Source organism: Lactobacillus acetotolerans DSM 20749 = JCM 3825 (genome assembly GCF_001436775.1).
Lineage (GTDB): Bacteria > Bacillota > Bacilli > Lactobacillales > Lactobacillaceae > Lactobacillus > Lactobacillus acetotolerans.
This window is the reverse complement of sequence record NZ_AYZC01000003.1, coordinates 35,560-61,699: the sequence shown is the minus strand read 5'-3', so window position 1 is coordinate 61,699 and position 26,140 is coordinate 35,560. Positions and strand designations below refer to the sequence as shown.

Here is a 26,140-nt window from a genome sequence, read left to right as displayed (position 1 = left end):
TAAATTTAGACATAGTAAAAGACCTAAAAGTGTCTCACTTTTAGGTCTCACTTCATTATTCACCTCAAGCTTATTTTTTTAATCAAATTTTGCTTGCCAGTCAGGATCATGATAAGCATCAAAACACATTTTTACTTGTTCCCTTGTATTTCTGCTCTCAGATAATTGGGGTAAAGCATTCAGCGAAAAATATTTACAGTCAGCAGTTTCAGTATTTTGCTTAAAACTACCAGCGATTGCATGACATAAGAAAAATATTTTGCAAATACCAACTGCACGAATTGGTTTATTGTGACGATTACGGTCTTGAATTGCTATTAATCGTTCTACTTTAATGTATCTGCCTGATTCTTCTTTGGCTTCTTTAATACAATTTTCTTTAGCTGAAAGATTAACTTCACACCATCCACCTGGTAAAGACCAGCTATTATCACTTTTCTCTTTAACAAGTAATATCTGATTGTTTTTGATGATAGCTGCTCTCGTATCAATTTTGGGAGTTTGATAACCATCTTCACTACTAAAAAGAGTTTTAATTTTTTTGATTGGTAATTCAGTCTTTTCAGACATCATCTCAGTGGCAATTTCACGAATTCGATTATATCTTTCTAAATCAAATTTATCATGTCCATATTCAAGGCCTGCCTGAGCTAGACTTTGTAATTCAATTGCCCAATTAGTAAATTGATCATTTGTTTTCATGTCTTTTTCCTATTTATAAAATTAAATAAATATTCGATAATAATTTTATTATAAATTGGTAAGGTGGCTTTCTGCTTATAATATTTTTACTATTAAAAACTTTAATAAAAAAGCAGTCGATTAAGACTGCTTTTGATTATTTAGTTAAATCAATATCATTAATATCAATCATCCAAGCAATAGCAATTGATTTCTCACCTAAGTGTGTAGCAATTACAGGACTGAATTTTGTAACTTCAACTGGTCTACCAGGGAAATTCTTGATAATAAATTCTTTAATGCCCTCAGCTTGTTGCGCATCGTTTGAATCAAGAACAAAGAGTTTTAGTTTATTTCTATATGGAAGTTTATTAATTTTTTCTAAAGCTAGATTCTCAATTTTTAAAACCGCACGCTTTAATGAACGAATTTTATCAAAAGCGACGATTTTACCATCTTTAAAAGTAAGTAATGGTTTGATATGTAACATGGTACCAATAAAGGCTCCAGCGTTACTTAATCTTCCTCCACGGTTGAGGTTATTCAAATCGTCGACTACAAATAATTCATCAATAGTAGCGCGAATCTTATCAAGTTTTTTAATAATTTTTTCCGGCTTTAAACCATTTTTGATCATTTTTGCAGCGGCTAGTACAAGATCACCTTGTAAATGGACCGTTATTTGAGAATCATATGGATATAAACCATATTCTGGATTGTCATGAGCTATATTTTGTAATGTTTGATAGAATCCCGAAATACCACTCGACAAAGTAATTACGATGATAGCTTCATAGCCCTCTTTATGCAATTTATTAAAAAGACTAATCATATCACCCATACTTGGTTGAGAAGTTTTTGGAAAAGCTGCACCTTGTCTTTGAGTTTCAAAAAGCTTTTCGGAAGTAATATTCACGCCTTCCAAATATTCCTTCTTACCAATGATGATAGGAATAGGAACCACGATTACATTATTTTCTTTAACTTCTTGTTCAGTTAAGACACTAGTACTATCAGTAACTAATGCAATTTTCATCTAATTAACCTTTCAATTTTTCAATATGTATAGAAAAATTATAGCATAAAAAAACATGGTATACGACCAATAGTTAATCAGTACTTATTTCATTTGAGCTTTTTGCTACCGTAGAGAGCTGCTTAGTAAAATTATTAAATTCTTCTTCATCTAAAAATGAAAAAAGGATTGTTTCAATTTGTTTCAGAGCAGTTTTTAATTCTGAAGCTTTTTTAAGACCCCTATTATTGAGTTTGACGCTTTTACTAGAATCTTTTTCAGATTTATTAACTTTAATAAAATTTTGAGTTTTTTTCTGCTGAAGTTGACGACTTAAAGTGGATAAAGAAATATTAAGCTCATTAGCCAAGTTACCCATTGTTAGGGCTTTATTATTATTTTTATCAAAAAATAATAAGATCCTAGTTTGTGAAATATTCAAGCCACATTTATGATTAACTTCTCTTTTAATCTGATCTGCAATTGTGCTAAAAGATAAAATGTCCATCTACTCAACCTTTTCTCCAAAGTAAAAATTACAAGCAATATTCTATCATTAATCAATGAATTTAATTGTATATATGATCGTGAAACAAAAATAAAGATTTTAATAATAAATGCTGTGAAACAGTATAGTTTATTAGTTTTACCTTATATATTAGTCATTGCTAATAGAAAATAGCTTATATTATTTATAATATTAGTATAGCAGTTTTTACTTATCTTTTCTTTATAAAAATCACAGTTATTATTATATTAATACCAGTACTCTATTTTAAGATACAGTGTAAAATAAAACTTTATACTTATTCTTAAAAAATTGATATAATAGAATCCGTGTTTTGAGGTGATATTATGGCTTTTGATGGTGTATTTATCCATAGTCTTTTGAAGACTTTACGACCTGCCCTAACGGACGGACGCTTATCCAAAATCTACCAACCGTTTAGTCAGGATTTAATTTTAACTTTTAGGAAAAATAGGAAAAACTATCAACTATTTATTTCTGCAAATGCACAATACCCTAGAATGTATTTGACTAAACAAACTATTTCTAATCCTGATAAAGCACCCACTTTTGCTATGGTGCTGAGGAAGTATTTAGAGGGATCTGTTCTACTATCTATTGATCAAGTAGGTGTAGATCGAATCGTGAACTTTCATTTCAGCAATTGGAATGAATTAGGCGATCAGGTTGAATTAATTTTATCTGTTGAATTAATGGGTAGGCACAGCAACGTTATTCTTTATGGCGAAAAATCTAATCACATTATTGACTTGCTTAAGAGAATCAATCCTGATGAAAACCGGGCTCGTATTCTTTTACCCAAAGCTAAATATGAATTACCACCACTTAAACCTGGTTTAAATGGATTAATAATGTCAGAGGCAGAGTTTAAGAAAGAAAAAGTTGCTAATGATAATCCTGCGGATTTAGCCAAGAAAATAGATGGGCTTGATCGTGATGATCGAAATGAGCTAACTGGCTATTTAAATGATGATTATTCATATTCATCATTTAAGACTTTTTTTAATCAATTTGATAATCCGCGTGCCTTTGTCTTAAAGACTCCTAGAAACAGAAGAAAAATCTTTCCTTACCTTCCCTACCATTTGAATCTTGAAAAAGAGAATTCAGATCCTGATTTAAATCATGCACTAGATGAATTCTATGAATATCAAGCAAACCGTGATTGGGTTAGACAGAAATCAGGTAAGGTTGAACGCGTAGTCAAAAATGAGCAAAAAAAGCTTTCAAAGAAGATTGTTAAATTAAACAAGCAGTTAAAGTTAGCTGAAAACTCTGAAGGTTACCGTATTCGTGGTGAAATTTTAAATGCTAATTTAAATAAAGTAAAACCAGGTATGACAAAAATAGCTTTACCAAATTACTACGATAACAATAAAGCTATTGATATTCACCTTGATGCTGCTTTGTCCCCTGCTCGAAATGCTCAAAAGTACTTCACCCGTTATAAGAAATTGCGAGATTCTATCAAACACGTTAAACAGCAAGTTAAAATTGCAAAGAGCGATCTTGCTTACTTTGATTCTATCCAAACAGCTATTGATAATGCGGATCCACAAGATATTGATCAGATTAATGATGAATTGGTTAATCAAGGTTATATTCGGCGGCAACATAAACAAAAGCGACGTAAGAAGATCACTGAGCGTAATCTGAATAAGTTTAAATTATCATCAGGTAAGGTGGTTTTAGTCGGAAAAAATAATTACCAAAACGATTGGTTAACCTTGAAAAAAGCAAATAAAACTGATTATTGGTTCCACGTCAAAAATATGCCTGGGTCACATGTTATTTTGCGCGATTCTAATCCAAGTGATGAAGATATAGCAGAAGCAGCCGAAATAGCGGCCTATTTCTCTAAAGGTAGAGCATCTGCTCACGTTCAGGTGGATTATGTTCAAGATAAACGTGTTAAGAAGCCAAAAGGTGCTAAACCTGGATTTGTAATTTATCGGGGACAGAATTCCACTGAAGTTACACCAGAAAAAGATAGTGTTTTATCTAAAAAAATTGATTAATTAGTAATAAATTTGGTAAATAAAAACCGAGGATGTCTACAAAAACATCCTCGGTTTATTTGTTTTTAACTAATTTATATCGGTTGTGTTGTTAACGATAATGACTCTAAAACATCCAAAATTAATTCCGCCGTTTCAATACTTGAAAAAACAGGAATATGCGTATTTAAAGCTTGATCACGAATCCTGATCGCATCTTCACTAGCTACATCGGATAAGTTGGTTACATTGATTACCATCACGATTTTATGTTGCCGAATTTTTTCAAGCAGATTATGGGGATTATTATGGACTTTGGTCACAATGCCAGTAGTAATGCCCGCTTCCGCAAACATATTGGCAGTACCTTCAGTAGCCACAATTTTAAAACCTAATCGATCAAAGCGATGGGCTAATTGAGTAACCCGCTTTTTATCCTCATCACGAACTGATATGAAGATAGTTCCATAGCTAGGTATGTGTAAGTCACTTGCTTCATAACCTTTGTACAGTGCCTTAGCTAGCTGTGTATCACGTCCCATAACCGAACCAGAAGATTTCATCTTCGAATCAAACGTGTTCCCACTGTTGTAGTCAATATATGAAAAGACAGGCATCTTTACGTGAATAAAATTATTTGTTGGCCATAAACCTTTATCGTAATCGAGATCTTTTAAATTCTTTCCAATTAAAACTTCGGTTGCACACGCGGTGATATCCTTACCCAATGACTGGGATAAAAAGGCAACATTATGTCCAGCATACGGCTTAATTTGCAATAAATATAAAGACTTTCCTACACTCAAAAAATGCAGAGTAAAAATACCACGCATTTTTACTTTCTTGATCAACTTAGTTGAACATTCCGTGAGTCTCTTTTGTCCCCTTTTTGACAGATTTTGCGGTCTGAATACTGCTATTGAATCTGAAGCATGAGAACCGGACTGTTCAAGGTGTTCGATTATACCAGGAATAGTAACTTCTTTTCCGTCAGAAATGGCTGTGATTTCGTATTTATTGCCTTCAATAAAGTGCGAAACAGAAATTTTATCTAGTTGATTTTCTGTTAAATATTTTTCAAAGGCTGGCATATCATAAATAACGGCTGATTTTTGTTTAACTTCTTTGCTGATACCACCAATTAAAATCGGAAAACCGTGTGCTTTAATAAATTTAATTGCCATGTTTTTATCAGTAGTTGTTAATGAAGGGTTCTGCTTTAGTCCCCTGATTGGGAACCTTAGTAACCTTTTTATATTATCCTTTGGGTTTACGTCTGGTCGGCCCAAAATATGTAAACCATTATCAATTAAAGTTTGTCCTAAAGCATTAATCTTTTTACCAGAGAATTGCAGCAATACATCTTTAATATTTTCTTTTCTGGCAATTTTGATAATATTTTCTGCAGTAATAGGATCAAAGTACATGCGGTCAACATCTTTATACCTTGCTGCAACCGATTCGCCGTTATTGGATAGTAAAATAATTGCATAATTATTCTTATGTAAAGTTTTAATCGCGTGGCTAATCATGTAATCAAATTCACTGGTGACGGAGACCTGTAATGGCAACATGCCAATTATAAGTACCTTTTTCTTCGCTTTGAGCGGAGTAAATTCATCTTGACTACCGTAAGCACTATAAAAAACATTTACTTTAGGACGATACATACCAGCTGAACCATCAACTTGTAAATATGATGGTGTTAGGTTGCTTTTGTTTAATCGTTTATCAACGTTAGATATATCTGTATTTCTTAAGTAGGAGATTAATTTATTTGAAAAACCCCGCTTTTTTGCTTCTAATAACAAATTATCGCTAATTTTATCTTCAGTACATAATTTCTTACCAATTTTTATAATATGTTGAAATTTTTGAAAGTAAATTGGATGTAAGTAAATTATTGGGTGCAATTCTTGAAAAGTAAATCCTTTTGCAATTGCAGCCAATAACTTAATCATATGCATTTCATCGGGGTGAATTAAATCTTTTTTAATTTCTTCTTTGCTTTTTTTCAATTCAGATTTAAATATAAACAAAGCAAGACGTGTATTTGTCATAGAATCTAACCCCTTTAAAAATGCAGTTTCAAAATTTTGCCCGATTCCTAAGGCTTCTCCACTGGCTTGCATTCTTTTGCCCAAACTGTAGTGGTTAGATCCAGATTCCGACAAAGACCAGTATGGCATTTTAACCGCAATTTTATCTTGCACAGGTTCAATTGCAGCATTTAAGCCAGACATGGGATCAGTTATTTCATTTAAGTGATAACCAATTGCTACCTTACTTACTATATAACCGACACTATAGAGACCTGCCCTTTGTGACCAAACTGCACTTCTTGTTATTCGTGAATTAATTGCCAAAACCTTAGTATCAATTTGTGTACCGTGGTGGTTAATTGCAAAATGTATACTTAAGATTCCAACTACTTTCAAATTATCTGCTATTTTCTTAGCAATTGCCCGTAACTGTTGCACCTGATCATTATTTAAAGTTAATGACGGCATGACGGTGACGGAATCGCCAGAGTTTATTGCAACGGGTTCGATTGAATCAGAAAAGTTAACAAAAGCTACGTTACCCGCACTATCCCTAATGATATTAACGATTACTTCTTCCCAAGAAGAAAGATCTTCAGTTAAGCTATAATGCCTCCACGAAAAGGTCTCACTTTGGCTCTCTTTTTTGAAATAAGTAATTAAATCATCAAAATTATTAAAATTAAGGTGTAAATTATGAAGATATTGCTGATGTTTTGTAACCAGAACCGGAAAAGACACATTTTCTTTTAGTTTCTTTATTAGATTTTCATCAATGTCTTCAGATAGCTGCCAATATTGATTAACATCTATACCAATATTTTTTAAAAAGGCAGCCCTTTTCTGTTGATCATCCATCATCAATGTACGTTTGTTTAACGTAAGCAGTTTGATACCCATTTGCTGAAGAATACCATCTTGGGATAACTCATGCGCTACCTTTAATGCCGTTGTAGAACCATAAGCTGTCATAATCGCGTCAGGTTCTTCCATGCGAATTATTCTCTTTAAAAAATCCAAAGACATGGGTTCAAGGTAGACTGTCACACCAGGACGCTTATCAGTTGATATCGTTGCTGGATTAGGATTTACTAAGACTACGTGAATATCTTCTTCGACTAACGCATTGATTGCATCAGTTGCTAAAAGGTCCATTTCAGCAACACTGCCAACCAAGGTTGGACCTGATCCAATGATTAAAATTTTATCTAAATCATTTTCTAAAGGCATTTTTTACTCCATCATTTTTACAAAATCATCAAAAATCACCTGTGCGTCCAGGCTACCAGGTGCACCTTCGGCATTAAATGCCGTTGCAATAACTTTCTCTTTGTTATTACTAAAGCCAGCCAATAATTCACTGTGTAGATCAAAGTATTCTTGATCCATCTGTAACTGTACACTGTCTGGTAAAACCAATTGATCAATATTCATTGCAACTTGCCAAATTTGGTTGGAATTTTGCTCAATGACAGGATAGTTAGTACCGTTAAATTCTTCTGGTAGGGTAACTAATTCAAAATTAAGGTAATTACTTAACGCTAAAAAGCCTAAACCAATCCCCCAAATAGGTTGTTTACTATAAAAATGGTCAAAAATAGGAGCCAAATTTGTTTCAACCTCATCTGCTTTGCCTGGACCATTAGAAATTATTATTCCATCAGGCCGCAAATTCTCAATATCCCTTACCGAAGCATCATATGGTAGAACTGTCACGTTAATTTTACGTAAAGAAAGTTCCCTTAACATTGAGTGCTTTAAACCTAAATCTAATACAGCGACTGTTTTACCAACATTAGGTGCTGCATAGGCATTTTTAGTTGAAACCATTGCCGATTTATTCTTTGGAAGGACCAAAGCTTTAATCTGGTCAAAAGCATGTTCATCGTTTGTATCCATAATTGACGCTTTAATCGTATTTTCTTCCATCAAACGATGAACCAATGCCCGTGTATCTACGTTAAAGATTGCGGGTATATTTTTTTCTTTTAAAAAGGAGTCCAAATCTTGGAAAGTTTCGCTGTCTGAAATATTCCAAGCAACATCGTTAGCAATAATACCTTTTACTGTTGGATCGATACTTTCATAGTCAATAGCATTAATACCAGTGCTACCAATCATGGGAGTGGTAAAAACTAAAATTTTTCCGGCATTCGTGGGATCAGTTAAAGCTTCTTGGTAACCAAAATTGCTCGTTTGAATAACGAGTTCTCCCGTAGAGATAATTGTTGCCCCGATTCCTTCGCCTGGAAATGAACTTCCATCTTCAAGAATCAAATAACGTTTCATTTTATCACTTATTTCTTCTTAATTCGGTCAATCTTTGCTCAAAAATTGCAGGCGGTTTAACTTTGAATTCAAGCCATTCCCCTGTAGATGGCTGTTTAAAGCCAAGGACCTGGGCATGTAAAAATTGACCATTCCCTTTTAGAGTTTTTCTTGGTCCATAAAGTGGATCACCTGCCACAGGATGACCAATATAAGCCATGTGAACACGGATTTGGTGCGTTCTCCCAGTTTCAAGCTGGCAACGAACTAAACTATACTTTTTAAATTGTTCTAAAACTTTAAAATGGGTTACAGCATTTTTACCATTATCGATAATCCCCATTTTCTTTCGGTGATATGGATTGCGGCCAATTGGTGCATCTATAGTCCCAGCATCTTCACCAAAATTTCCGTGAACAATTGCTAAATACTGCCTTTTATTAGTTTTATGAGCTAACTGCGATTCTAAACTTTTACGTGCCTTACTATTTTTGGCAACCATCAATAAACCGGAGGTATCTTTATCAATTCGGTGAACAATACCTGGACGAAAGCCTTCGGGGCTAGCTGCTAAATCCTTAGTATGGTATAAAAGAGCGTTAACCAATGTATGATCAGGATGCCCGGCTGCTGGATGAACCACCATACCCTGAGGCTTATTAACCACAATTACATCTTGATCTTCATAAATTATGTCCAAAGGGATATCTTCAGGTTCAGCATTCAGTGGTTTCAATTTAGGTACCGTAACCGAGATCTGGTCCCCACTTTGAATTTTATAGGAAACTTTTGCACTTTTACCGTTAACCAAAATATTTTTATCCTGAATGAGTTCTTTAACCCTAGTACGCGATAAATCATTAATTTCTTCTGCTATAAATTTATCTAATCTGCCTTTTTCATCTTTAACCTGAATCTGATATTTACTAGGCATTCTTATGGTCTCCTTCATCAAAGAAAATCAGATAAATGAAAACCAAAATTACCCCAACCGTAATTGCGGAATCAGCAATGTTAAAAATATTAAAATGCATAAAGTCAAGTTGAAGCATATCAATAACATATTTTAAATGCAAGCGATCAATAAAATTGCCAATTATACCACCCAAAACTAGGGAAATACCGACATCAAAAAGCGGATTTTTATACTTTTTGTTAAACAAAAAATATAAACATATGATTATGGCTAAGGTACTGATGATATAAAACAACCACATCTGACCGGTTAAAATATTCCAAGCAGCTCCATTATTCTGTAAATAATTAAATGAAAGAATACCAGGAATTATTTGGTGAACTTCGCCCACGGAATAGTTATTAATGATAAAGGATTTTAACCCTTGATCTGCCACTACAACTAGTAAACTAATAATTAAATATAAAAATTGCATAAATCATTTTCTAAAACAAACCACTTATTTTGCCATCATTGTCAACGTCGATATCCAGAGCTGCAGGATGTTTAGGTAAACCTGGCATATCTAAAACATGACCAGTGGTGATTACGATAAAACCTGCACCGTTTTTCAAGTTAACACCTTTTACGTGCAAAGTGAAACCAGTTGGAGCACCTAATAATTTTTTATTATCAGTAAATGAATATTGAGTTTTGGCAATAATAACGGGAAGTTTGTCTTTTCCCATCTTTTCTAGTTCTTGAATTTGCTTCTCAGCTTTTTCAGTATATTCGACTTTATCTGCGTGATAAATCTTTTTTGCTACTTTTTTAACCTTAGTCTTAATATCATCATTCGCACTGTAAGTTGCTTTTAAATCGGCTTTCCCAGAATTAGCAAGTGCAACTACGGCTTGGGCGGCTTTGATTCCGCCTACTGAACCTTCACCATGGTAATTAACTATTTCTGCCTTAATTCCTTGTTCTTCTACCAAAGTTTTCAGTAAATTAAGTTCAGCTTTTGTATCACTGGCAAAACGATTAATCAAAACGATAACGGGAACATTATACGAACGCATATTATTCATGTGCCGCTCTAAGTTTTTAAATCCATTACGAAGAGCGGTTAAATTCTCTTCATCCAAGTGCTTGGTTGTACCCTCTGCCTGGTATTTAAGAGCACGCACTGTTGCCACAACAACACTAGCATCTGGCCCTTTGTCTAAATGATTAGAGACAAAATCCATGAATTTCTGACCACCTAGATCACTACCAAAACCAGCTTCAGTTAAAGTATAGTCGCTTAAGTGTAAGGCTAAATTAGTTGCCATTACCGAATTAGCGCCGTGGGCGATATTAGCAAACGGGCCACCGTGAATTAAGGCTGGCGTGTGTTCAATCGTTTGAACCAGGTTAGGTTTCAAGGCATTGGACAAAACTGCTGCGATTGCCCCTTTATATCCTAAATCTTTTACGTATACAGGTTTATTATTTTTAGTAAAAGCAACTAATATATTGCCAATTCTTCGTTTCAAGTCATTAATATCATTGGCTAAACATAAAATGGCCATTAATTCATTGGCCACAGTAATAGTAAAACCTGCTTTGTGCTCAATTCCATTAAATTTAGAACCCTGACCAATGGTAATTTGTCTAAGACTGCGGTCATTAACATCAATTCCACGTTTAAATAAAATCCGGTTGGGATCGATATCTAATTTGTTATCTTGATAAATATAATTATCAATTAGTGCAGCTAGGGTATCGATTGCAGAGGTTAAGGCATGCATGTCACCGGTAAAATGCAGGTTAATATCTTCCATAGGAATGACTTGTGCCTTCCCGCCACCGGTGGCTCCACCTTTGAGACCAAAAACGGGCCCCATTGATGGCTCCCGTAAAGTAATCATCGCTTTTTTATGCAATTGATTACTGATCGCATCTCCCAATCCAATCGTGATGGTAGATTTACCTTCACCTGCTGGGGTAGGAGAAATTGATGTTACCAATATTAATTTCCCTAAATGCTTATTTTCACAGGTCTTTTTTATGGTTGACCAGTTAATTTTAGCCTTATCATAGCCAAATGGTTCAAGATTTTCTGCTTTTAAACCGATTTTCTTGGCTATTTCACTAATGGGTAATATTTGAGCTTCTTGTGCAATTTGAATATCTGATTTCATTGCGCATGCTCCCTTCTTTTGTCTAAAAGAGTATTAATTTTGTTTTTATTGATAAATATTTCATTTTAGAATTTGTGTCCCACCTTTTTAATATGTCAGAATTTATTATAGCAAATTTCCCTCTAAATTTTCTCTATCTTATCCATAGTTTTTCGTCTAAAATATGAGTAATTCATTATGGAGGATAAAAAATGAAAATTGGTATTTTAACTGACAGTTCTGCATACTTAACTACAGAACAATGTAAGAAATATGATATTGGTGTTATCCCTATTCCAATTGTCTGGGATGGTAAAACCTACCGCGATTTAATTGATATTAGTTATAAAGATTTCTATAAAAAATTAGATAACGCCACGGTTTTACCAACTACTTCTGAACCTTCTGTTGGTGAATTTAAAAAGTACGTTAATCAATATATAAAAAATAATTATACAGATTTAATCGTTATTACACTTTCTAGTGGTCTCTCTGGTTTCTATAATACCGTTGTTAATACTGCTAAAGAAGAAAAACGAATTAATATTCACCCCTTTGACTGCAGAATTACCTGTGCCGGGCAAGCAGATGCCGTATTATTGGCCGGTCGTTTAATTCAAAGTGGTGCAAACGTGGATTTGATTATGCATGATTTAGTTGACCTGCGAAATACGATGGATGTCCGCTTCATGGTAGACAATTTGAACTATTTAAAGCGTACAGGTCGCTTATCTAATGCAGCCAGTTTTGTTGGATCCCTATTTAAGATAAAGCCTATTTTATCGATTGATGTGCAAAAGACAGGTCATATTTCAGCGATAGCCAAAGAGCGCCAATACAAGCGCGCCTATATTCATGTTCAAGCTGATTTTAAACGACTAACGCAAAATATGCCCTACCCGATTCAAAGCACAATCTTTGACGCATTGGATCTTAAGAGGCGAGACGAGTGGCTTGAAGATTATGAAAGAAAATTCCCTGCAGATAAATTTTACACCAGCATTATTGGACCGGTAGTTGGCGTCCATGTTGGGCAACATACGATTGCGATGATCTGGTGTCGGAATATCAATTCCTACTTTAATAAAGATGGTAATCCCATTGAGAATATTAATTCTAAAACAGTCAATGACTAAAAAAATAGCGTTTCAAACGAAACGCTATTTTTCTATCCGTAAAAGATAATATTTTTGATAATCTACCGGTTTTATTTGGTAAATTTTAAACAGCCAGTATTTTTTAACTAAAGTTGGCTTACTATTAATTTTAATCTTAAATCTATAAGGTAATTTTAAATAATTTTGATTCCAATAAGAATTAAGCAAAGTGTAAATAAATAATATTACAAATAAACTTCCAATAATTATCATTGGCCAATTAATTTTTGCAGTACCTTCATAACCGAAAATCAGGCTTATAAATAAAATTATAAAAAGCCAACTGTAATAAATTAGACCGGCCTTACCTAAAAAAATAAAATATTTCTTTTTCATATTAATACCTAATCTTAACCCGCAAATTGCTGTGGTCAGTCGTATCATATAAGGTCTTTAAGTATAAACGATACTCAGGATGTTGTTTAATTAAAGTTTTATAGGCTTCAGTAGCATGGATTTTGGCTAATTCACCAGCCTTCATGTGGTTGTGTCCCGTATAAAAATTATAATTCATTCTTGCAAACAAGTTTCCCATTTTACGTACAAGATCAATATCATTATGATTTTTTCGTAAATCATTTTGTACTAAATCAGCAGCAATACTACCCAACTGTAATTTTTCTAGGTAGTCATGAAAATGCGTTAGTGTATAATTCTGCTTTTCTTTATCTGTTAAGTAGGGATTCATATTAAATGTTTTTCTGATATAAGTTACGTGCTTGGGATGTACACGCACCACCCCATAACCCTGATCATTAGAACAAAAACTAGAAGTTACAATTTCTGTAGTTGGGGTTGTACCTTGTGGTCCTAATATATTTTGCGCATGAATGTGACCCGAAAAGATCAGCTTAACATTATAACGGGCACATAATTTCCGTAAATCATGTGCATTATCTAAAACATAACCACGGTTAACGGCAGGATTATGCGCATATAAATTATGGTGCATAAAAACAATTGGCCGTAAATGATTTTGCTCAGCCCAGCGCAGTTGCTCTTCAATCCACTTTAACTGCTTTTTACCTATACCCCCACGTGTATGTGGAGCCTCAGTCGTTTCTTCACTGCCGTAATAATTAGAATCAAGCATGAGTAAAAAATATTGCGGGTTAAACTGAACGCTGTAGGCAAGCGAACTACGGTCTTCACTTTCACAATGCCCGTATGATTTATCGAAAATTGCTTTCCAAAACATCGGGCTGATTTGACCAGCATAAAATTGCTTCTTGCCGCGAAATTCTCGGGACCAGCCATCATAAATATCATGATTGCCTGGTAAAATTAATAATTTGGTGTCTTTTAAGGGGCGAAAAATATCCCTAAATCTTTCTGCGGAAACGCGCTCACCATTGAAGGTAATATCGCCAGTAACGATAATAGCTGCCGGCTTCTTCTCTTGAGCCATTTTCATAAAAGAACTTAAAACCGTTTCTTGGTAATAAAGATCTTTACCTTGACTTGTTTTTTGCATTCTTGAAAAAGCTTGGCCATTATCATGCATACTATCTGCGATTAAATGTGGGTCAGAAATTACCCAAAATTCAGCGTTTAGCTTATCTGTAATCATTTTTTATTTGCCCAAAATTGATAAAAGTCGACCCGTAAATTTCCGTTAAACAATTTACGCTTCTTATTGGCTCTTCTACCAAAACACTTTTCAAAGTTAGGATCACCAACTAAGAAATATTGGTTAAAACTACTATACGGTTTAAATACTTCACCCATTTGTTTATACAGACTTTCAGCAGATTCCCTATCCTTTAAACGTTTACCGTAAGGCGGGTTGGCAATAATAATGCCGTTTTTTAAATCCGTTGCGAAATCCTTAATTGCCAGCTGTTTAAAGTAAATATCCTGTAGGACGCCAGCGTTATGAGCATTAACCTTCGCAATTTCAAGAACAGATTGGTCAATGTCACTCGCCACAATCGGCTCGTTAACCTTTTTTACTTTAGTTTTGGCTTCTTCTACTGCATCTTTATGAAGTTGCGGATTAAACCAGTCAAAACCATCATATGCAAACTTACGCCAACTTCCTGGAGCGACATTTTTAGCAATTAAAGCAGCTTCAATCGCTAAAGTACCAGAACCGGTCATAGGGTCAATTAACGGGTGAGTCCCATCATATGGGGTCAATTTCAATAAACTTGCAGCAAAATTCTCTTTTAACGGTGCGCCACCATGTTCAACCCTGTATCCACGCTTAAATAAACTTGATCCGGTTGTATCTAGGGATAAGCGAACCGTATTCTTATAAATATGGACATCGAGTGGATATTCGTTACCACTTTCTGGTAAGAAGCCCCGACGGTGATATTGATCAGCCATCTTGTTAACGATCGCTTTTTTGACAATTGATTGAACACCTGGCTCAGAGTGTAACTTGGATCTAACGGATCTGCCCTGAACCGGAAATTTTGCATCAACTGGCAACAACTTAGCCCAGTCAAAATCATAGGTTTCATTATATAAAGTATCAAAATCCATGGCCTTAAATTCTTTTAAGAGAATTTTTACCCGGTCAGCTGTTCTAAGCCATAAATTAGTCTTAACTATATCTGCCTGATCACCTTTAAAGAATACTCGACCATTTTCTGTGCGGGTTTGATAACCTAAAGATTGTAACTCTTTAGCAACTACGCTCTCAAAACCGGCACCCATAGTAGTATAAAGTTGATATTTCTGCATACTTAACTCTTTCATTTTCTAAAAAAAGAGTTGAGCTTCTTTGAAGCTCAACTCTGCCTGTGCGAATCTCTATAAGCCACGTTTTGTTCCGGTAATTTTTGGCAAAAATTACTTTTAGCAGCCATCTATCTTTACTATAAAATAGTAATCCAACCTTTAGTTCATTTTCTTAGGTTGAGACGCCCCTACCAAATTTGGGTTGCACGCTCGCAGGGTTTACCTCGTTCCACCAGAATCGTTTTCAATTCTGCTTCGTCACTGTGGCACTTTTCAGGATAGTAGTGCATATCAAAAGACTTAGCATTTTTTCCGCCGTAACAAAAATTCTCCAGCTTATTAGGCTGAATACGAACACTACAAACTTCGCAGTTCGTGCGTGCGTGGACTTTCCTCAGCTAACATAAGTTAACCGCGACCGCTCAAAATTCGCACCATTAATGATTATAGCAAAGCTTCACTGCTTTTGTAACCCATAAACATGTTGTTCTAAATTATATACCTTACGTTCAAGGGTTGAAATCCTTTGAATAATCGCCATATTAGTGGAAATTTCACCTTGGCTTTCATCCTCAGAATTATCGAAATTAAATGTAGCCGACCGTTTACTCGATGGAGTATAAGTTTTAACTTTTTCTTGCGGCTTACTACTTTCCTCTTCTACAGGCTGTGGCTTGTTAGTTTGTGCTTTCTTCTTATTATCATCCATTAATTGACGCTGCAGGGTTCCAATTTGTCCGTACAGATCCTCAATAATTTGGTGAAAAGTCTCATAATCGGTGATTACTTGGTCTAAATATGAGTCAACTTCATCCGGATCATAACCCTTAACTTTGTTTCTAAATTGTTTTTTTAAAATATCTTGTGCTGATAGTTTGATATCGTTTAAATTTGCCATTTGACTGACAACTCCTTTACATTCATGTTTATTCTAGCAAAAAGCAGGACAGCTTAAAACAGTAAAAGTAATTTTAGTATAACTTTTAAAATTATTCACTAAAACGATCGCTTTGCTGGGTATCCTGATACTCCTCTGCGGCATCCTGTAAATCATAAAAATCTATTAAATCTAACGGGTACTTATTTTCCTTTTGGTAGCTCTTAATTGCGTGATAATCAAATTTAGGTTTACCAGGATGTTCCTCATCATAAATCATCATAGCTCGATCAGTATGAAGAAGCATAAAATTTTGATAATTTCTTAGTTGAACTGGACTTTGATAAGGATTATTAGATGTAGATGCAAAGAAATCGACCGCTTTTTTTAAATTTAAAAATTTAAGCTGATTGTTTTCATTCCACCTGTTGGCAAACTCCTCATAAGGAGTCATAATGGAGACCCTTACAGGATAAGTTTTCCTTAACTGCACAGCAACCTCGCTAGCCCATTGCTCAACTCCGAGATTAGCTCCAGTTATTATCCAGTCAAGTTGGCCATTCTCTAATAAGTTAATAAAATAATTTTTTAAAACATATTTAATAACTTTAATTTTTGGATCTTTATCACCGAAAGTGTTTAATTCATAACTGCGATAGCCAGTCACCCACAGACGTTGCATAATACAATGAAACTTCCCTTATTCAAAAACCTTTTCTTTATTGGTATAATGCTAACAGGAGTGAGGTTGATGGTCAAATATCCAAGCGGCAGTCCAGCCGCATTTAGGAAACCTGATAAAAAGCCAAAGATTCGTCATTCATATCATCATAGGAAAGGTGTTAACTTTTCTGATCGAGGAATGACCCTTGAGCAACAGATTAATGAATCTAATAAGTATTATCGTGTAGAAGGAATAGCAGTTGTACATAAAAAGCCAACGCCTGTTCAGATTGTAAAAGTGGATTATCCTAAAAGATCGAAAGCAGTGATTCGGGAAGCTTATTTTAGACAGGCATCAACTACGGATTATAATGGTGTATATAATGGATATTATTTGGATTTTGAAGCCAAAGAAACTAGAAACAAAACTAATTTCCCACTTAAAAATTTTCATGAACACCAAATCATCCATTTAGATGAATGCTTGCAGCAACAAGGTATTTGTTTTACCATCATTAGATTTACTAGTTTAGACAGGTACTTTGTCACACCAGCCAGTTCTATTATCGCTGCTTGGCGAAAAAGGCATAAAAGTTCAATGACTTTAAAAGAAGTTGAAGACCGATCAATTGAGATTAAAAGTGGCTTTCGTCCTACCCTTCCTTACCTCAACGCAATTGATCGTTTTATAGCAGATAGGAAAATAAATAATGGCAAATAATAATTTTGATTCAAATCATGAAAGTATGAAACGTGAATCACGCAAAGACTATCAAGAGAAACAACCAAAAAAACATTTGTGGACGCGAATAGTTAAGTGGAGTCTATTGATTGTTTTATTATTAATTGTTTCAGGCATTGGTCTGTTTGCTTTTTACGCAAAAAGCGCACCAAGTATCAGCCAGAATCAATTACAAAGTGGCGGTACTTCTAGTCTTTATAATGACAACGGCAAATTTTTATTATCTTTAGGTTCAGAAAAAAGGATTTATGTTCGAGGTAATAAAATTCCCCAAAGGTTAAAGGACGCGGTGGTCTCCGTTGAGGATAAGCGATTTTATAAGGATAAGCTTGGCATCGATCCAATTAGAATTATCGGTTCAACGCTCACTAATGCTAAGAGCAACAGTATCGCAGCTGGTGGTTCAACCATAACCCAGCAACTGGTTAAGTTGACGGTCTTCTCTACTGCCAGTTCACAAAGAACGTTGAAACGGAAGGCCCAAGAAGCATGGCTTGCGATGAAAGTACAACGAGAATTCACCCACGACCAGATTCTGGAATTTTACATTAATAAAGTTTATATGAATTATGGTAATTACGGTATGGGTACTGCGGCCAACTATTACTACAATAAACCGCTAAGTCAGCTTGATCTGGCACAAACCGCTCTACTTGCAGGGATGCCAAATGCGCCTGTTGCATACGACCCTTATCTATACCCACAACGTGCTAAATACCGTCGTAACGTGGTATTAAGTGCAATGCTTGATAATAAGAAAATAACTCAGAGTCAATACAATCAGGCTACTAAGGAAAGTATAAAGAGTGGCTTACAACCTCAACATACCGATAACGAAAATAGGATCAGAAAAATTGATGATCCTTACATTAAAGAGGTTATTGCTGAGGTAAAGAAAAAAGGTTTTGACCCTTATAACGATAACCTGAAAATTACCGTTAACATAGATCAAGCAGCCCAAAACAAACTTTACCAGTTGGCTAACAGTAATCAGGTACCATTTACGAGCAACAAAATGCAGATCGGATCAACGATCGTTGATCCGACGAACGGCCATGTTGTCGCCATTTTAGGTGGACGGCACTTACCTTCTGTTCAATTAGGCTTAGATCGTGCCGTGCAAACTGGACGCTCAACTGGTTCATCAATTAAACCTGTTCTTGATTATGGACCTGCCATCCAATACCTAAACTGGTCAACAGCAAAAATGATTGATGATAGTAAATATGTTTATCCTGGAACTAATATTCAGTTATATGACTGGGATAATAAGTATGATGGGATGATGACCATTCGGCATGCTTTGGAGCAATCACGCAATGTACCAGCTGTTAAGACTTTAAATAAAGTTGGGGTTAACCGTGCCTCTGTCTTCGCGAAGAGAATGGGAATTAATGTACCTACTAATTCTGGTTTATCTGTGGCTATTGGTGCTAACGCATCGAGTTTGCAGATGGCCGGCGCTTATAGTGCGTTTGCCACGATGGGTATCTATCATAAGCCGCAATTTGTTTCTAAAATTGAAACTCCTGACGGATTAGTTCGTAACTATGATTCCGCTGGGGTTCGTGTAATGAAGAAATCTACTGCTTACATGATCACAGATATGCTTAAGGGTGTAATTAAGTCTGGATCAGGTAAAAAAGCTCAGATCAAGGGCTTATACCAAGCAGGTAAAACGGGAACAGTTAAGTATTCAGATCAAGATTTAGCTAAGTTCCCGGCTTACAATTCAACACCAAAAGATTCATGGTTTATGGGCTACACCCAAAACTATGTTATGGGCGTTTGGACCGGTTACGATAACTTGAAAGACGGAACTATTTCTGGTGTTGGCGAATTATCTGCTCAACTTATATATAAGAGTATGATGAATTACTTAATGCAGAATAAGCCAAACGTTGATTGGCAAAAACCTGATTCAGTTATTAGAGCCAAAATTGTTAAGAATTCTAACCCACCACAAGTAGCACCAAATGGTTCTGGTATTTGGCAACTATTTGTCCGCGGTCATGCACCTGTTGGCATTACCGACAATAATGCGGATTATGATGAAGATGATGAAAAGACAGATTCAAATAATACCAATTCGGATAATAATAGCCAAAGTAGAAATACAAGTAATGATACCAATAATGAAAATGGATCTACCTCGCAATCTAACCGGACTGAACATAATTCTGGCCGTGTAAATAATAATCAGTCTAGTAGCAGCACTAACCAGTCATCACAGTCAAGTACAACGACGCAGACCAATAAACCTGCTGGTAATAACAATGGGTCTACCGGCAATAAAGGAAAAGGCAACGGTCAATAATTAAAATTAAAAGTTACATAATTAAAAGCGGCAAGTTAGAAATTTAACTTGCCGCTTTTTACTACAATTTTATTTTTAAATTTACGTGCTCTTAAACCTTTTTAGGTGGTAAATATGAATACGGATCATCATTTTTAGCTCGTGCAGGCATCGTATACCTACCAAAGAAAATCATGGCGTGATGGGTATGTATCCACTTATCTTTTGGAAGTAATTCTTCCAACCTCTTTTCAATCTCATGGGGCTTGGCATTTTGCTTCACAATATGAAACTTCTTTGAGATTCGCGATACATGCGTATCAACTGCAATTGCCGGTACGCCGAAGCCATCAGCCAATACAACGTTGGCTGTCTTCTCTCCTACCCCTGGTAAGGTCATTAAGGTCTTTTTATCCTGAGGAATTTTACTGTCATACTTATCTACTAAAATATTGGCAGTTGCCTTTAAATGTTTAGCTTTGGAACGATAAAGGCCAATTTTTTCGATATGTTTTTCAATTTCTGAAATTGGAGCTTTAGCTAAAGCTGCAGGATTAGGGTAATCAGCTATAAACTTGGGCATCACACGGTTGACCATTTTATCTGTGGTTTGTGCACTCATCAAAACAGCACAGAGCAAATGAAATTTATTGTCCCAATGCAACGCACTCTTCGCGTTAGGATACATTTGGTCTATCCGATTTAAAACATCGCGTGCTTCATCATCGCTTAATAATTTTTCTTCTACCATTTTTTAACGATTCCTTTGTAAAAACTTCTCAACTTCTGCACTAGTTTTAAGATTATGTCTTTGCCAATTCAGTAAGATTCGGTCAACATACTTTAAACTATATGCCTGAGATAGCACTGCTTCCCTTAGAGCAAGTTTTATTATCTCTGGACTATAATGATCCACATTAAGCCAAGAAGCAATCTCTTCCCGCTCTATTGGACTTAGATAACGGCCAAATTCAATTTCAAATTGTCTTGCTAATTGGTTTAAAGGATTATTTTCTAAACTATCAGAAACTTTGCTTTTCTGTTTGGTTTGTTTATCTTGAATAACAATATTTTTGTCCAGAAATTGATCTAACTTTTTATATAAAGCATCCAAGCTATAACGGTCGCCAATTCTACCTTTAGAATCAGTTATCTGATCAATCGTTAAATAATTTTGATCAATTAGTTTCTGAATCAAACTTGCTACCTCATTAACTGAAAGGTTAGTATTAGCAGCAATTTTATCATTAGAAGGAAACTTTTCACCATGTTGACTAAAAGCCTCTAACTGGATAATTAAAATTAATTCCGCATCGCTAATATGCAACTGCGGGTAATAGGCAATTAACCCGTTCTGTAAAGTTGTAAAACCTAATGTACGATAATCATTGTATTGCAAACTTATTATCCCCTTCAAAAAAAGTTGAACTAAAAAACTTTAGTTCAACTTTTTTAGTTTATTCAATTATAAAAACAACTATGGTTCCAAACGATTAATCATTCTTGGGAACGGAATAGCTTCACGAATATGATCTAACTTACAGATCCAAGCAATTACACGTTCAAAGCCCATGCCAAAGCCAGAGTGTGGTACACTTCCGTACTTACGTAAATCAAGGTACCAACTGTAGTCTTTTTCATTTAGGCCAGCTTCATCAAGTTGTGTTTTGATAGTATCATAATCACTTTCACGCTCAGAACCGCCCATAACTTCACCATAGCCTTCTGGAGCCAAGACATCAGCACACAGGTATTCTTTAGGGTTACCCGGATTCTTCTTCATGTAGAAGGGCTTAATTGTCGTTGGATAGTTAACGACAAAGACAGGACGATCATATTGTTCTGAAATATATGCTTCATCTGGTGCACCAAAGTCATCGCCCCACTTAAAGTCACGGCCACCATCTTGGAGCATTTTAACTGCATCATCATATGAAAGTCGTTGGAAATGACCTTCAGTTGTTGGTTCCAGTTTCTTAGGATCACGGTCAAGTAGACTCAGTTCATACTGACATTTATCCAAAACTTGTTTTGTAATGTAAGCAAGGAATCTTTCTTGCAGATCCAATGATTCATCTTGGTGCATCCAAGCCATTTCTGGTTCCATCATCCAAAATTCAGTTAAATGACGACGAGTCTTAGATTCTTCGGCTCTAAACGTTGGCCCAAAGGTAAAGATTTTACCGTAAGCTTCGGCTCCAACTTCACCATATAATTGTCCGGATTGTGACAGGTATGCATCAGTATCAAAGTACTCAGTATGGAATAACTGGGTTGTGCCTTCTGGAGCTGAATGCATGAAAATAGGAGCATCAAATTTGATGAATCCTTCATTTTCAAAGAAGTCGACCGTTGCTTTAAAAAGAACGTTTCTAATTTGCATAATGGCAAAAGGACGACGGCTTCTTAACCATAAGTGACGGTGATCAAGCAAAAAGTCAATCCCGTGTTCTTTGTTACCAATTGGATAACCCTCATTATTCGTTACAATCTTTAAATCTGAAATTTGAATTTCATAACCAAAGTGTGAACGTTCATCCTTATGAATTGTCCCAGTAAGATAAAAACTAGCTTCTTGGTGTAATGATTTAGCAGCCTCAAACACATCTTCAGAAACGTCATTCTTACGAACAACTCCTTGGAAAAACGCTGTGCCATCACGTAATTGCAAGAAAATAATTTTCCCACTTGAACGTTTATCAGTTAACCAAACATGCATCTTAACTTTTTCATCAACATGCTTGGAACAATCTTTGATTGAAATTAATTCTGTCATAAATTTCCTATTCCACCTTCATATTTTAATTAGCTTAATAATACCAAAGTTTTTATAAATTAGCGACTTCGGATATTTTACTTCCATTTTTAAATTCATACAGGGTATAACTGTAATTACCCTGACTATTTTTGGCGGTAACTTCCCATACTGCTTGACCTTTATACCAACCCAAGTTCACATTAGAGATCTTTTGCTGACCATCTTGCTGGTTAAATTTTCTTCTAATTTCATTTTCACTAACACCCTTTTTAGATGGTAGTAAATATGCCTTTTTAGAATTAGGCAGGTAAATAAAATAGTAAACTTGGCCTTTTTTAGCCGTTCCTTTAAGTGCATAACTATCCGTACCACGATTTAAATGGTAGTACTGCTGAATATTCTTAATTGGTGTCTTTTGACTTGCAACCTGACTAATTTGCCTATCGTTCTTGCGCGATGGTGAACCAGCCATAAATACAATAATAACTGCAGCAATATATACCACAATAATAATAGCAATTACCCATGCAACAAATTTAATTGTTTGTCTTGTGTCGTCTTTGATCATAATTTTCTAACTTATTTTTTAATTCTTTTAAACTAACTTTTTTGGTCCTTACCGGAATGGCGTTTAAAAATGCTTGCCCGTATTTTTTAGTCCACAGTCGTGAGTCTAGTATAACAAATTGACCGTGATCTTCCTCACCACGGATTAAGCGCCCCATTCCCTGTCTAAAACGAATAACAGCTCGTGGAATTGTATCTGTTTTAAATACATTTATCCCATTATCTTCAAGTCTTTTTTGTCTTAGCCGGACTTCAGGTTGATCTGGGGACTCAAATGGTAATTTAGCGACGATCACGACGTCAATACCACATTTGTGGAAATCAATTCCTTCCCAAAAACTATCAGCCCCTAAAATTATAGCATTTTTAGCGATTGCAAACCTTTTTGCCATCCTTTTTGTAGAGCCCGAAAGTCCTTGAGCCAGAATTTCGAAATCCTCTAAATTTGGATTATTCATAATTGCGACAAATATATCCCGAATTTTATCTAAATTAGTCATCAAAACCAAGATATGGTGTTTACCTTTTAAATCATTAGTAAGAATATTTTCCAATACTTGTTTATATTCTTCAGTATCATAGTCCGGCATGTTTTTAACCGACAGAACTTCTAAGTGTTGTTTAATATTAAAAGTGCCGCGGCCGACATATTTAACTGGCTTTAACGCACTTAAATTTAACTGTTTGATAATATAATCGAAATTATTATTGCTCGTTAACGTTGCGCTAACAAAAAGAATATGACTGAACCGACTGTAGATACGTTTCAATTCATTTGAAGCATCCAGCATTAACCAGCCCAGATTCGTACTTAGCGGATCTTCTGGGTTGGTTATTACTAAAATAAATCCTTCTTTAGCAAAATTTTCCCGGTTCCCTAATAAATCAGATAACTGGTAGCCCTTTTCAGTGTAGTAATCTAAGTGATCTATTTGTTCCGTAATATCGCTTAGCAGAGCATCAGTGCTAGACAAGGAATTATCTTTTTCTTGGTACAAATGGAATAAAATTTGGTTAGTTTCTTGCCTAATTTGCTCTAATTTATGCTCAAATTCAGTTAATTTGGCCATAAATGGGCTTCCTTCAGGAAATAAGCTCTTTCCCTGAAAGCTCAGTAGCAAGTTACCGTTAGCCAGCATATTGCGGCTGATTGCTTTATTGCGTTGCGCGTATAAAATTTTTTGCAATTCATTAATACTATGAATTAATTCTATGATTCCTGGATCGAGTTTCTTCAGCAGAAAATTCAACTGCACATCATTAGTGAATTGATTTTGTACACTATCATCTGCGTAATAAAGCAAGTTGCGCAGGTGACTTAAAACGCCCCAGAGTGATTCAAAACGAAACGAATCATTTCTTGATGTGATTACATTGTCGACAAAGCGGTGGGCTTCATCAATTACTAAGTAAGGATTTTGTCCCCAAATTGTATCCGTATAATGATTGGCCAAATAAGCATGATTAGTTACTAAAATATCAGCTTGTTCTTGCTTTTGCCGCGCTAGATTCCAAAAATCAACACTGGCAAAACGGCTACCAACCCGCGCGTCTCCCGGATGTGAAATCTGAGAAAACAACGGTGCTTTATAGTTGGTTAACTGTAATTCATCCAGATCCCCAGTTTTAGTTTCTGTTAACCAAACCAGAATCTGCATTTGTAAAACCAGTGTTGGCTTATTGGGCGTTCCCTGAAACAGACTTTGAACAAATCCATCTAGATCCAAATAGTGGCTGCTCGATTTTACTACCTCAGCTGTCAAATCTAATTTAGTTATCCTTAACATCTGTGGTATTTCTTGCTCAAGCAACTGATCCTGCAAAACTTTGGTTGGGGTAGCGATTACCAACTTCCTACTCGAATAGAGTTCATAAGCATAACTAAATAAGTAAGAGAAAGTTTTACCGGTTCCATTAGGAGCTTCAACCAGCATAGCCCGTTTATCAGGATTATCGACAAACTTATGAATATGATTAATCAGATCAACTTGCGCGCCCCTATAATTAATTTTACCTTTAAATAATTTGCGCTTTACATGGTCATTAACTGGAAATTGGTTATTGCCCTTTTTGCCAAATGTATGGGAATCTGTTTTTTGCTTTTGTAAAACAATGTTTCGGACTTGAATATAATTCCCCCCAAGCGGTCGTTTTTGTTTCCGCAATGAGTCAGCAATTGTTGTAAATACCCAAGAAGTATCACGGATTAAACCGTGCGCTAACGAACTTAAAGTATTTAACGTAGCTTGGGGCAACCGTTCAATTTTGGCAATAATTTTTAGTAAAAGTATCGCGGTACCATAGGCATCAGAATCAGCCTTATGGGGATTCAAATGTTTGATCTTCAATTGAGAAGTCAAGTCGCTCAATTTATACGAAGGCAGGGTCGGGAAAGCAACTTTAGCAAGCTCAACCGTGTCAATTGCCTTATTGGTCAAAGCTTCATAACCATGTTGCATTAGCTCATAATTCAAAAATGGTAAATCAAAATTAACATTATGAGCCACAAACACAGTATCTTTCAGGATTTTAATAATTTTAGGTGCATAATAAGTAAAATCTTTTTTGTTTTTGACATCCTCATTATGGATCCCCGTTAAATTCTGAACAGCTAATGGAATCGGCCGGTGGGGATTAATCATAAAAGAGTAAGTTTTAACCACTTTTAAATTTTTAATAATTGCACAACCGAATTGGATAATGTGATTATCATTTTCACGCTGTGTCCCGGTTGTTTCTAGGTCAACCACTGCAAATGTATCTTTAGCAAATGCTTTCGTCATTTTCTGCCCTCCTTTCCTTC

General features: G+C 35.3%; 22 protein-coding genes and 1 other RNA gene. 4 read left to right on the top strand and 19 right to left on the bottom strand.

Going from position 1 to position 26,140, the window contains the following annotated elements; all coding sequences use genetic code 11:
* Positions 1–78 precede the first annotated feature (78 nt).
* From FC77_RS01200 to FC77_RS01190, 3 genes are all read right to left on the bottom strand, one after another.
* A complete protein-coding gene (locus FC77_RS01200; RefSeq protein WP_056969695.1) occupies positions 79–702 on the bottom strand; it encodes an NUDIX hydrolase N-terminal domain-containing protein in 624 nt (207 codons plus the stop codon).
* A 136-nt stretch (positions 703–838) separates the two neighbouring features.
* Entirely contained in the window at positions 839–1,717 is an 879-nt protein-coding gene (locus FC77_RS01195) for a DegV family protein (protein ID WP_056969693.1), read from the bottom strand.
* Positions 1,718–1,790: 73 nt separating this feature from the next.
* Positions 1,791–2,204, bottom strand: a complete 414-nt coding sequence (locus tag FC77_RS01190) for a MarR family winged helix-turn-helix transcriptional regulator (protein ID WP_056969690.1) — start codon at positions 2,202–2,204, stop codon at positions 1,791–1,793.
* Between the two features lie 347 nt (positions 2,205–2,551).
* On the opposite strand from FC77_RS01190, the gene FC77_RS01185 reads away from it, so the two are divergent.
* Entirely contained in the window at positions 2,552–4,243 is a 1,692-nt protein-coding gene (locus FC77_RS01185) for an Rqc2 family fibronectin-binding protein (protein WP_056969688.1), read from the top strand.
* Between the two features lie 74 nt (positions 4,244–4,317).
* Here FC77_RS01185 and FC77_RS01180 read toward each other — a convergent pair whose 3' ends face one another.
* The 5 genes from FC77_RS01180 to FC77_RS01160 are packed head-to-tail and all read right to left on the bottom strand — an operon-like array spanning position 4,318 to position 11,610.
* A complete protein-coding gene (locus FC77_RS01180) occupies positions 4,318–7,494 on the bottom strand; it encodes a carbamoyl phosphate synthase large subunit (protein WP_056969686.1) in 3,177 nt (1,058 codons plus the stop codon).
* 3 nt (positions 7,495–7,497) lie between these two features.
* Positions 7,498–8,553 carry a carbamoyl phosphate synthase small subunit gene (locus tag FC77_RS01175; protein WP_056969684.1) on the bottom strand — a complete coding sequence of 352 codons (1,056 nt, stop codon included), beginning with the start codon at positions 8,551–8,553 and terminating at the stop codon, positions 7,498–7,500.
* 4 nt (positions 8,554–8,557) lie between these two features.
* A complete protein-coding gene (locus tag FC77_RS01170; RefSeq protein WP_054681298.1) occupies positions 8,558–9,466 on the bottom strand; it encodes an RluA family pseudouridine synthase in 909 nt (302 codons plus the stop codon).
* Positions 9,459–9,923, bottom strand: a complete 465-nt coding sequence (gene lspA, locus FC77_RS01165; RefSeq protein ID WP_056969682.1) for a signal peptidase II — start codon at positions 9,921–9,923, stop codon at positions 9,459–9,461. Before lspA ends, FC77_RS01170 begins: the two co-directional genes overlap by 8 nt.
* A 10-nt stretch (positions 9,924–9,933) precedes the next feature.
* A complete protein-coding gene (locus tag FC77_RS01160) occupies positions 9,934–11,610 on the bottom strand; it encodes a formate--tetrahydrofolate ligase (RefSeq protein ID WP_056969680.1) in 1,677 nt (558 codons plus the stop codon).
* A gap of 191 nt (positions 11,611–11,801) precedes the next feature.
* Here FC77_RS01160 and FC77_RS01155 point away from each other — a divergent pair, with 191 nt between their 5' ends.
* Positions 11,802–12,725 carry a DegV family protein gene (locus tag FC77_RS01155; protein WP_056969678.1) on the top strand — a complete coding sequence of 308 codons (924 nt, stop codon included), beginning with the start codon at positions 11,802–11,804 and terminating at the stop codon, positions 12,723–12,725.
* A gap of 24 nt (positions 12,726–12,749) precedes the next feature.
* Here the strand turns inward: FC77_RS01155 and FC77_RS01150 are convergent, their stop codons facing one another.
* The 6 genes from FC77_RS01150 to FC77_RS01130 all read right to left on the bottom strand — a co-directional run bounded on the left by FC77_RS01150 (position 12,750) and on the right by FC77_RS01130 (position 16,993).
* Positions 12,750–13,082: an EbsA family protein gene (locus FC77_RS01150; RefSeq protein WP_063507809.1), complete on the bottom strand. Its 333-nt coding sequence runs from the start codon at positions 13,080–13,082 to the stop codon at positions 12,750–12,752.
* 1 nt (position 13,083) lies between these two features.
* A complete protein-coding gene (locus FC77_RS01145; protein ID WP_056969676.1) occupies positions 13,084–14,316 on the bottom strand; it encodes a metallophosphoesterase in 1,233 nt (410 codons plus the stop codon).
* Positions 14,313–15,437, bottom strand: a complete 1,125-nt coding sequence (locus FC77_RS01140) for a THUMP domain-containing class I SAM-dependent RNA methyltransferase (RefSeq protein ID WP_056969674.1) — start codon at positions 15,435–15,437, stop codon at positions 14,313–14,315. Before FC77_RS01140 ends, FC77_RS01145 begins: the two co-directional genes overlap by 4 nt.
* Before the next feature lie 67 nt (positions 15,438–15,504).
* Positions 15,505–15,864, bottom strand: an RNA gene (gene rnpB, locus FC77_RS07835) — RNase P RNA component class B.
* A 27-nt stretch (positions 15,865–15,891) separates the two neighbouring features.
* Positions 15,892–16,332 (bottom strand): cell division regulator GpsB, encoded by a 441-nt coding sequence (locus FC77_RS01135; RefSeq protein WP_056969673.1) that lies wholly within the window; start codon positions 16,330–16,332, stop codon positions 15,892–15,894.
* 91 nt (positions 16,333–16,423) lie between these two features.
* The gene (locus FC77_RS01130; protein WP_056969671.1) at positions 16,424–16,993 is read right to left on the bottom strand and encodes an SLOG family protein; all 570 of its coding nucleotides are present in this window, start codon (positions 16,991–16,993) and stop codon (positions 16,424–16,426) included.
* Between the two features lie 69 nt (positions 16,994–17,062).
* On the opposite strand from FC77_RS01130, the gene recU reads away from it, so the two are divergent.
* Together recU and FC77_RS01120 are read left to right on the top strand one after the other, a co-directional pair.
* Positions 17,063–17,695 (top strand): Holliday junction resolvase RecU, encoded by a 633-nt coding sequence (recU, locus tag FC77_RS01125; protein WP_054681296.1) that lies wholly within the window; start codon positions 17,063–17,065, stop codon positions 17,693–17,695.
* Positions 17,685–20,033 (top strand): PBP1A family penicillin-binding protein, encoded by a 2,349-nt coding sequence (locus FC77_RS01120; RefSeq protein WP_056969669.1) that lies wholly within the window; start codon positions 17,685–17,687, stop codon positions 20,031–20,033. The genes recU and FC77_RS01120 overlap by 11 nt, the downstream gene beginning before the upstream one ends.
* A gap of 91 nt (positions 20,034–20,124) precedes the next feature.
* Here the strand turns inward: FC77_RS01120 and nth are convergent, their stop codons facing one another.
* The 5 genes from nth to FC77_RS01095 form a co-directional block, all read right to left on the bottom strand.
* Positions 20,125–20,763 carry an endonuclease III gene (nth, locus tag FC77_RS01115; RefSeq protein ID WP_056969667.1) on the bottom strand — a complete coding sequence of 213 codons (639 nt, stop codon included), beginning with the start codon at positions 20,761–20,763 and terminating at the stop codon, positions 20,125–20,127.
* Between the two features lie 3 nt (positions 20,764–20,766).
* A complete protein-coding gene (locus tag FC77_RS01110; RefSeq protein WP_054681295.1) occupies positions 20,767–21,411 on the bottom strand; it encodes a DnaD domain protein in 645 nt (214 codons plus the stop codon).
* A gap of 78 nt (positions 21,412–21,489) precedes the next feature.
* On the bottom strand, positions 21,490–22,788 hold the full coding sequence (gene asnS, locus FC77_RS01105; protein ID WP_054681294.1) for an asparagine--tRNA ligase: 1,299 nt from the start codon (positions 22,786–22,788) through the stop codon (positions 21,490–21,492).
* Between the two features lie 52 nt (positions 22,789–22,840).
* A complete protein-coding gene (locus FC77_RS01100) occupies positions 22,841–23,338 on the bottom strand; it encodes a hypothetical protein (protein ID WP_056969664.1) in 498 nt (165 codons plus the stop codon).
* Positions 23,307–26,120 carry a helicase C-terminal domain-containing protein gene (locus tag FC77_RS01095; protein ID WP_056969661.1) on the bottom strand — a complete coding sequence of 938 codons (2,814 nt, stop codon included), beginning with the start codon at positions 26,118–26,120 and terminating at the stop codon, positions 23,307–23,309. The genes FC77_RS01100 and FC77_RS01095 overlap by 32 nt, the downstream gene beginning before the upstream one ends.
* Positions 26,121–26,140: the final 20 nt, after the last annotated feature.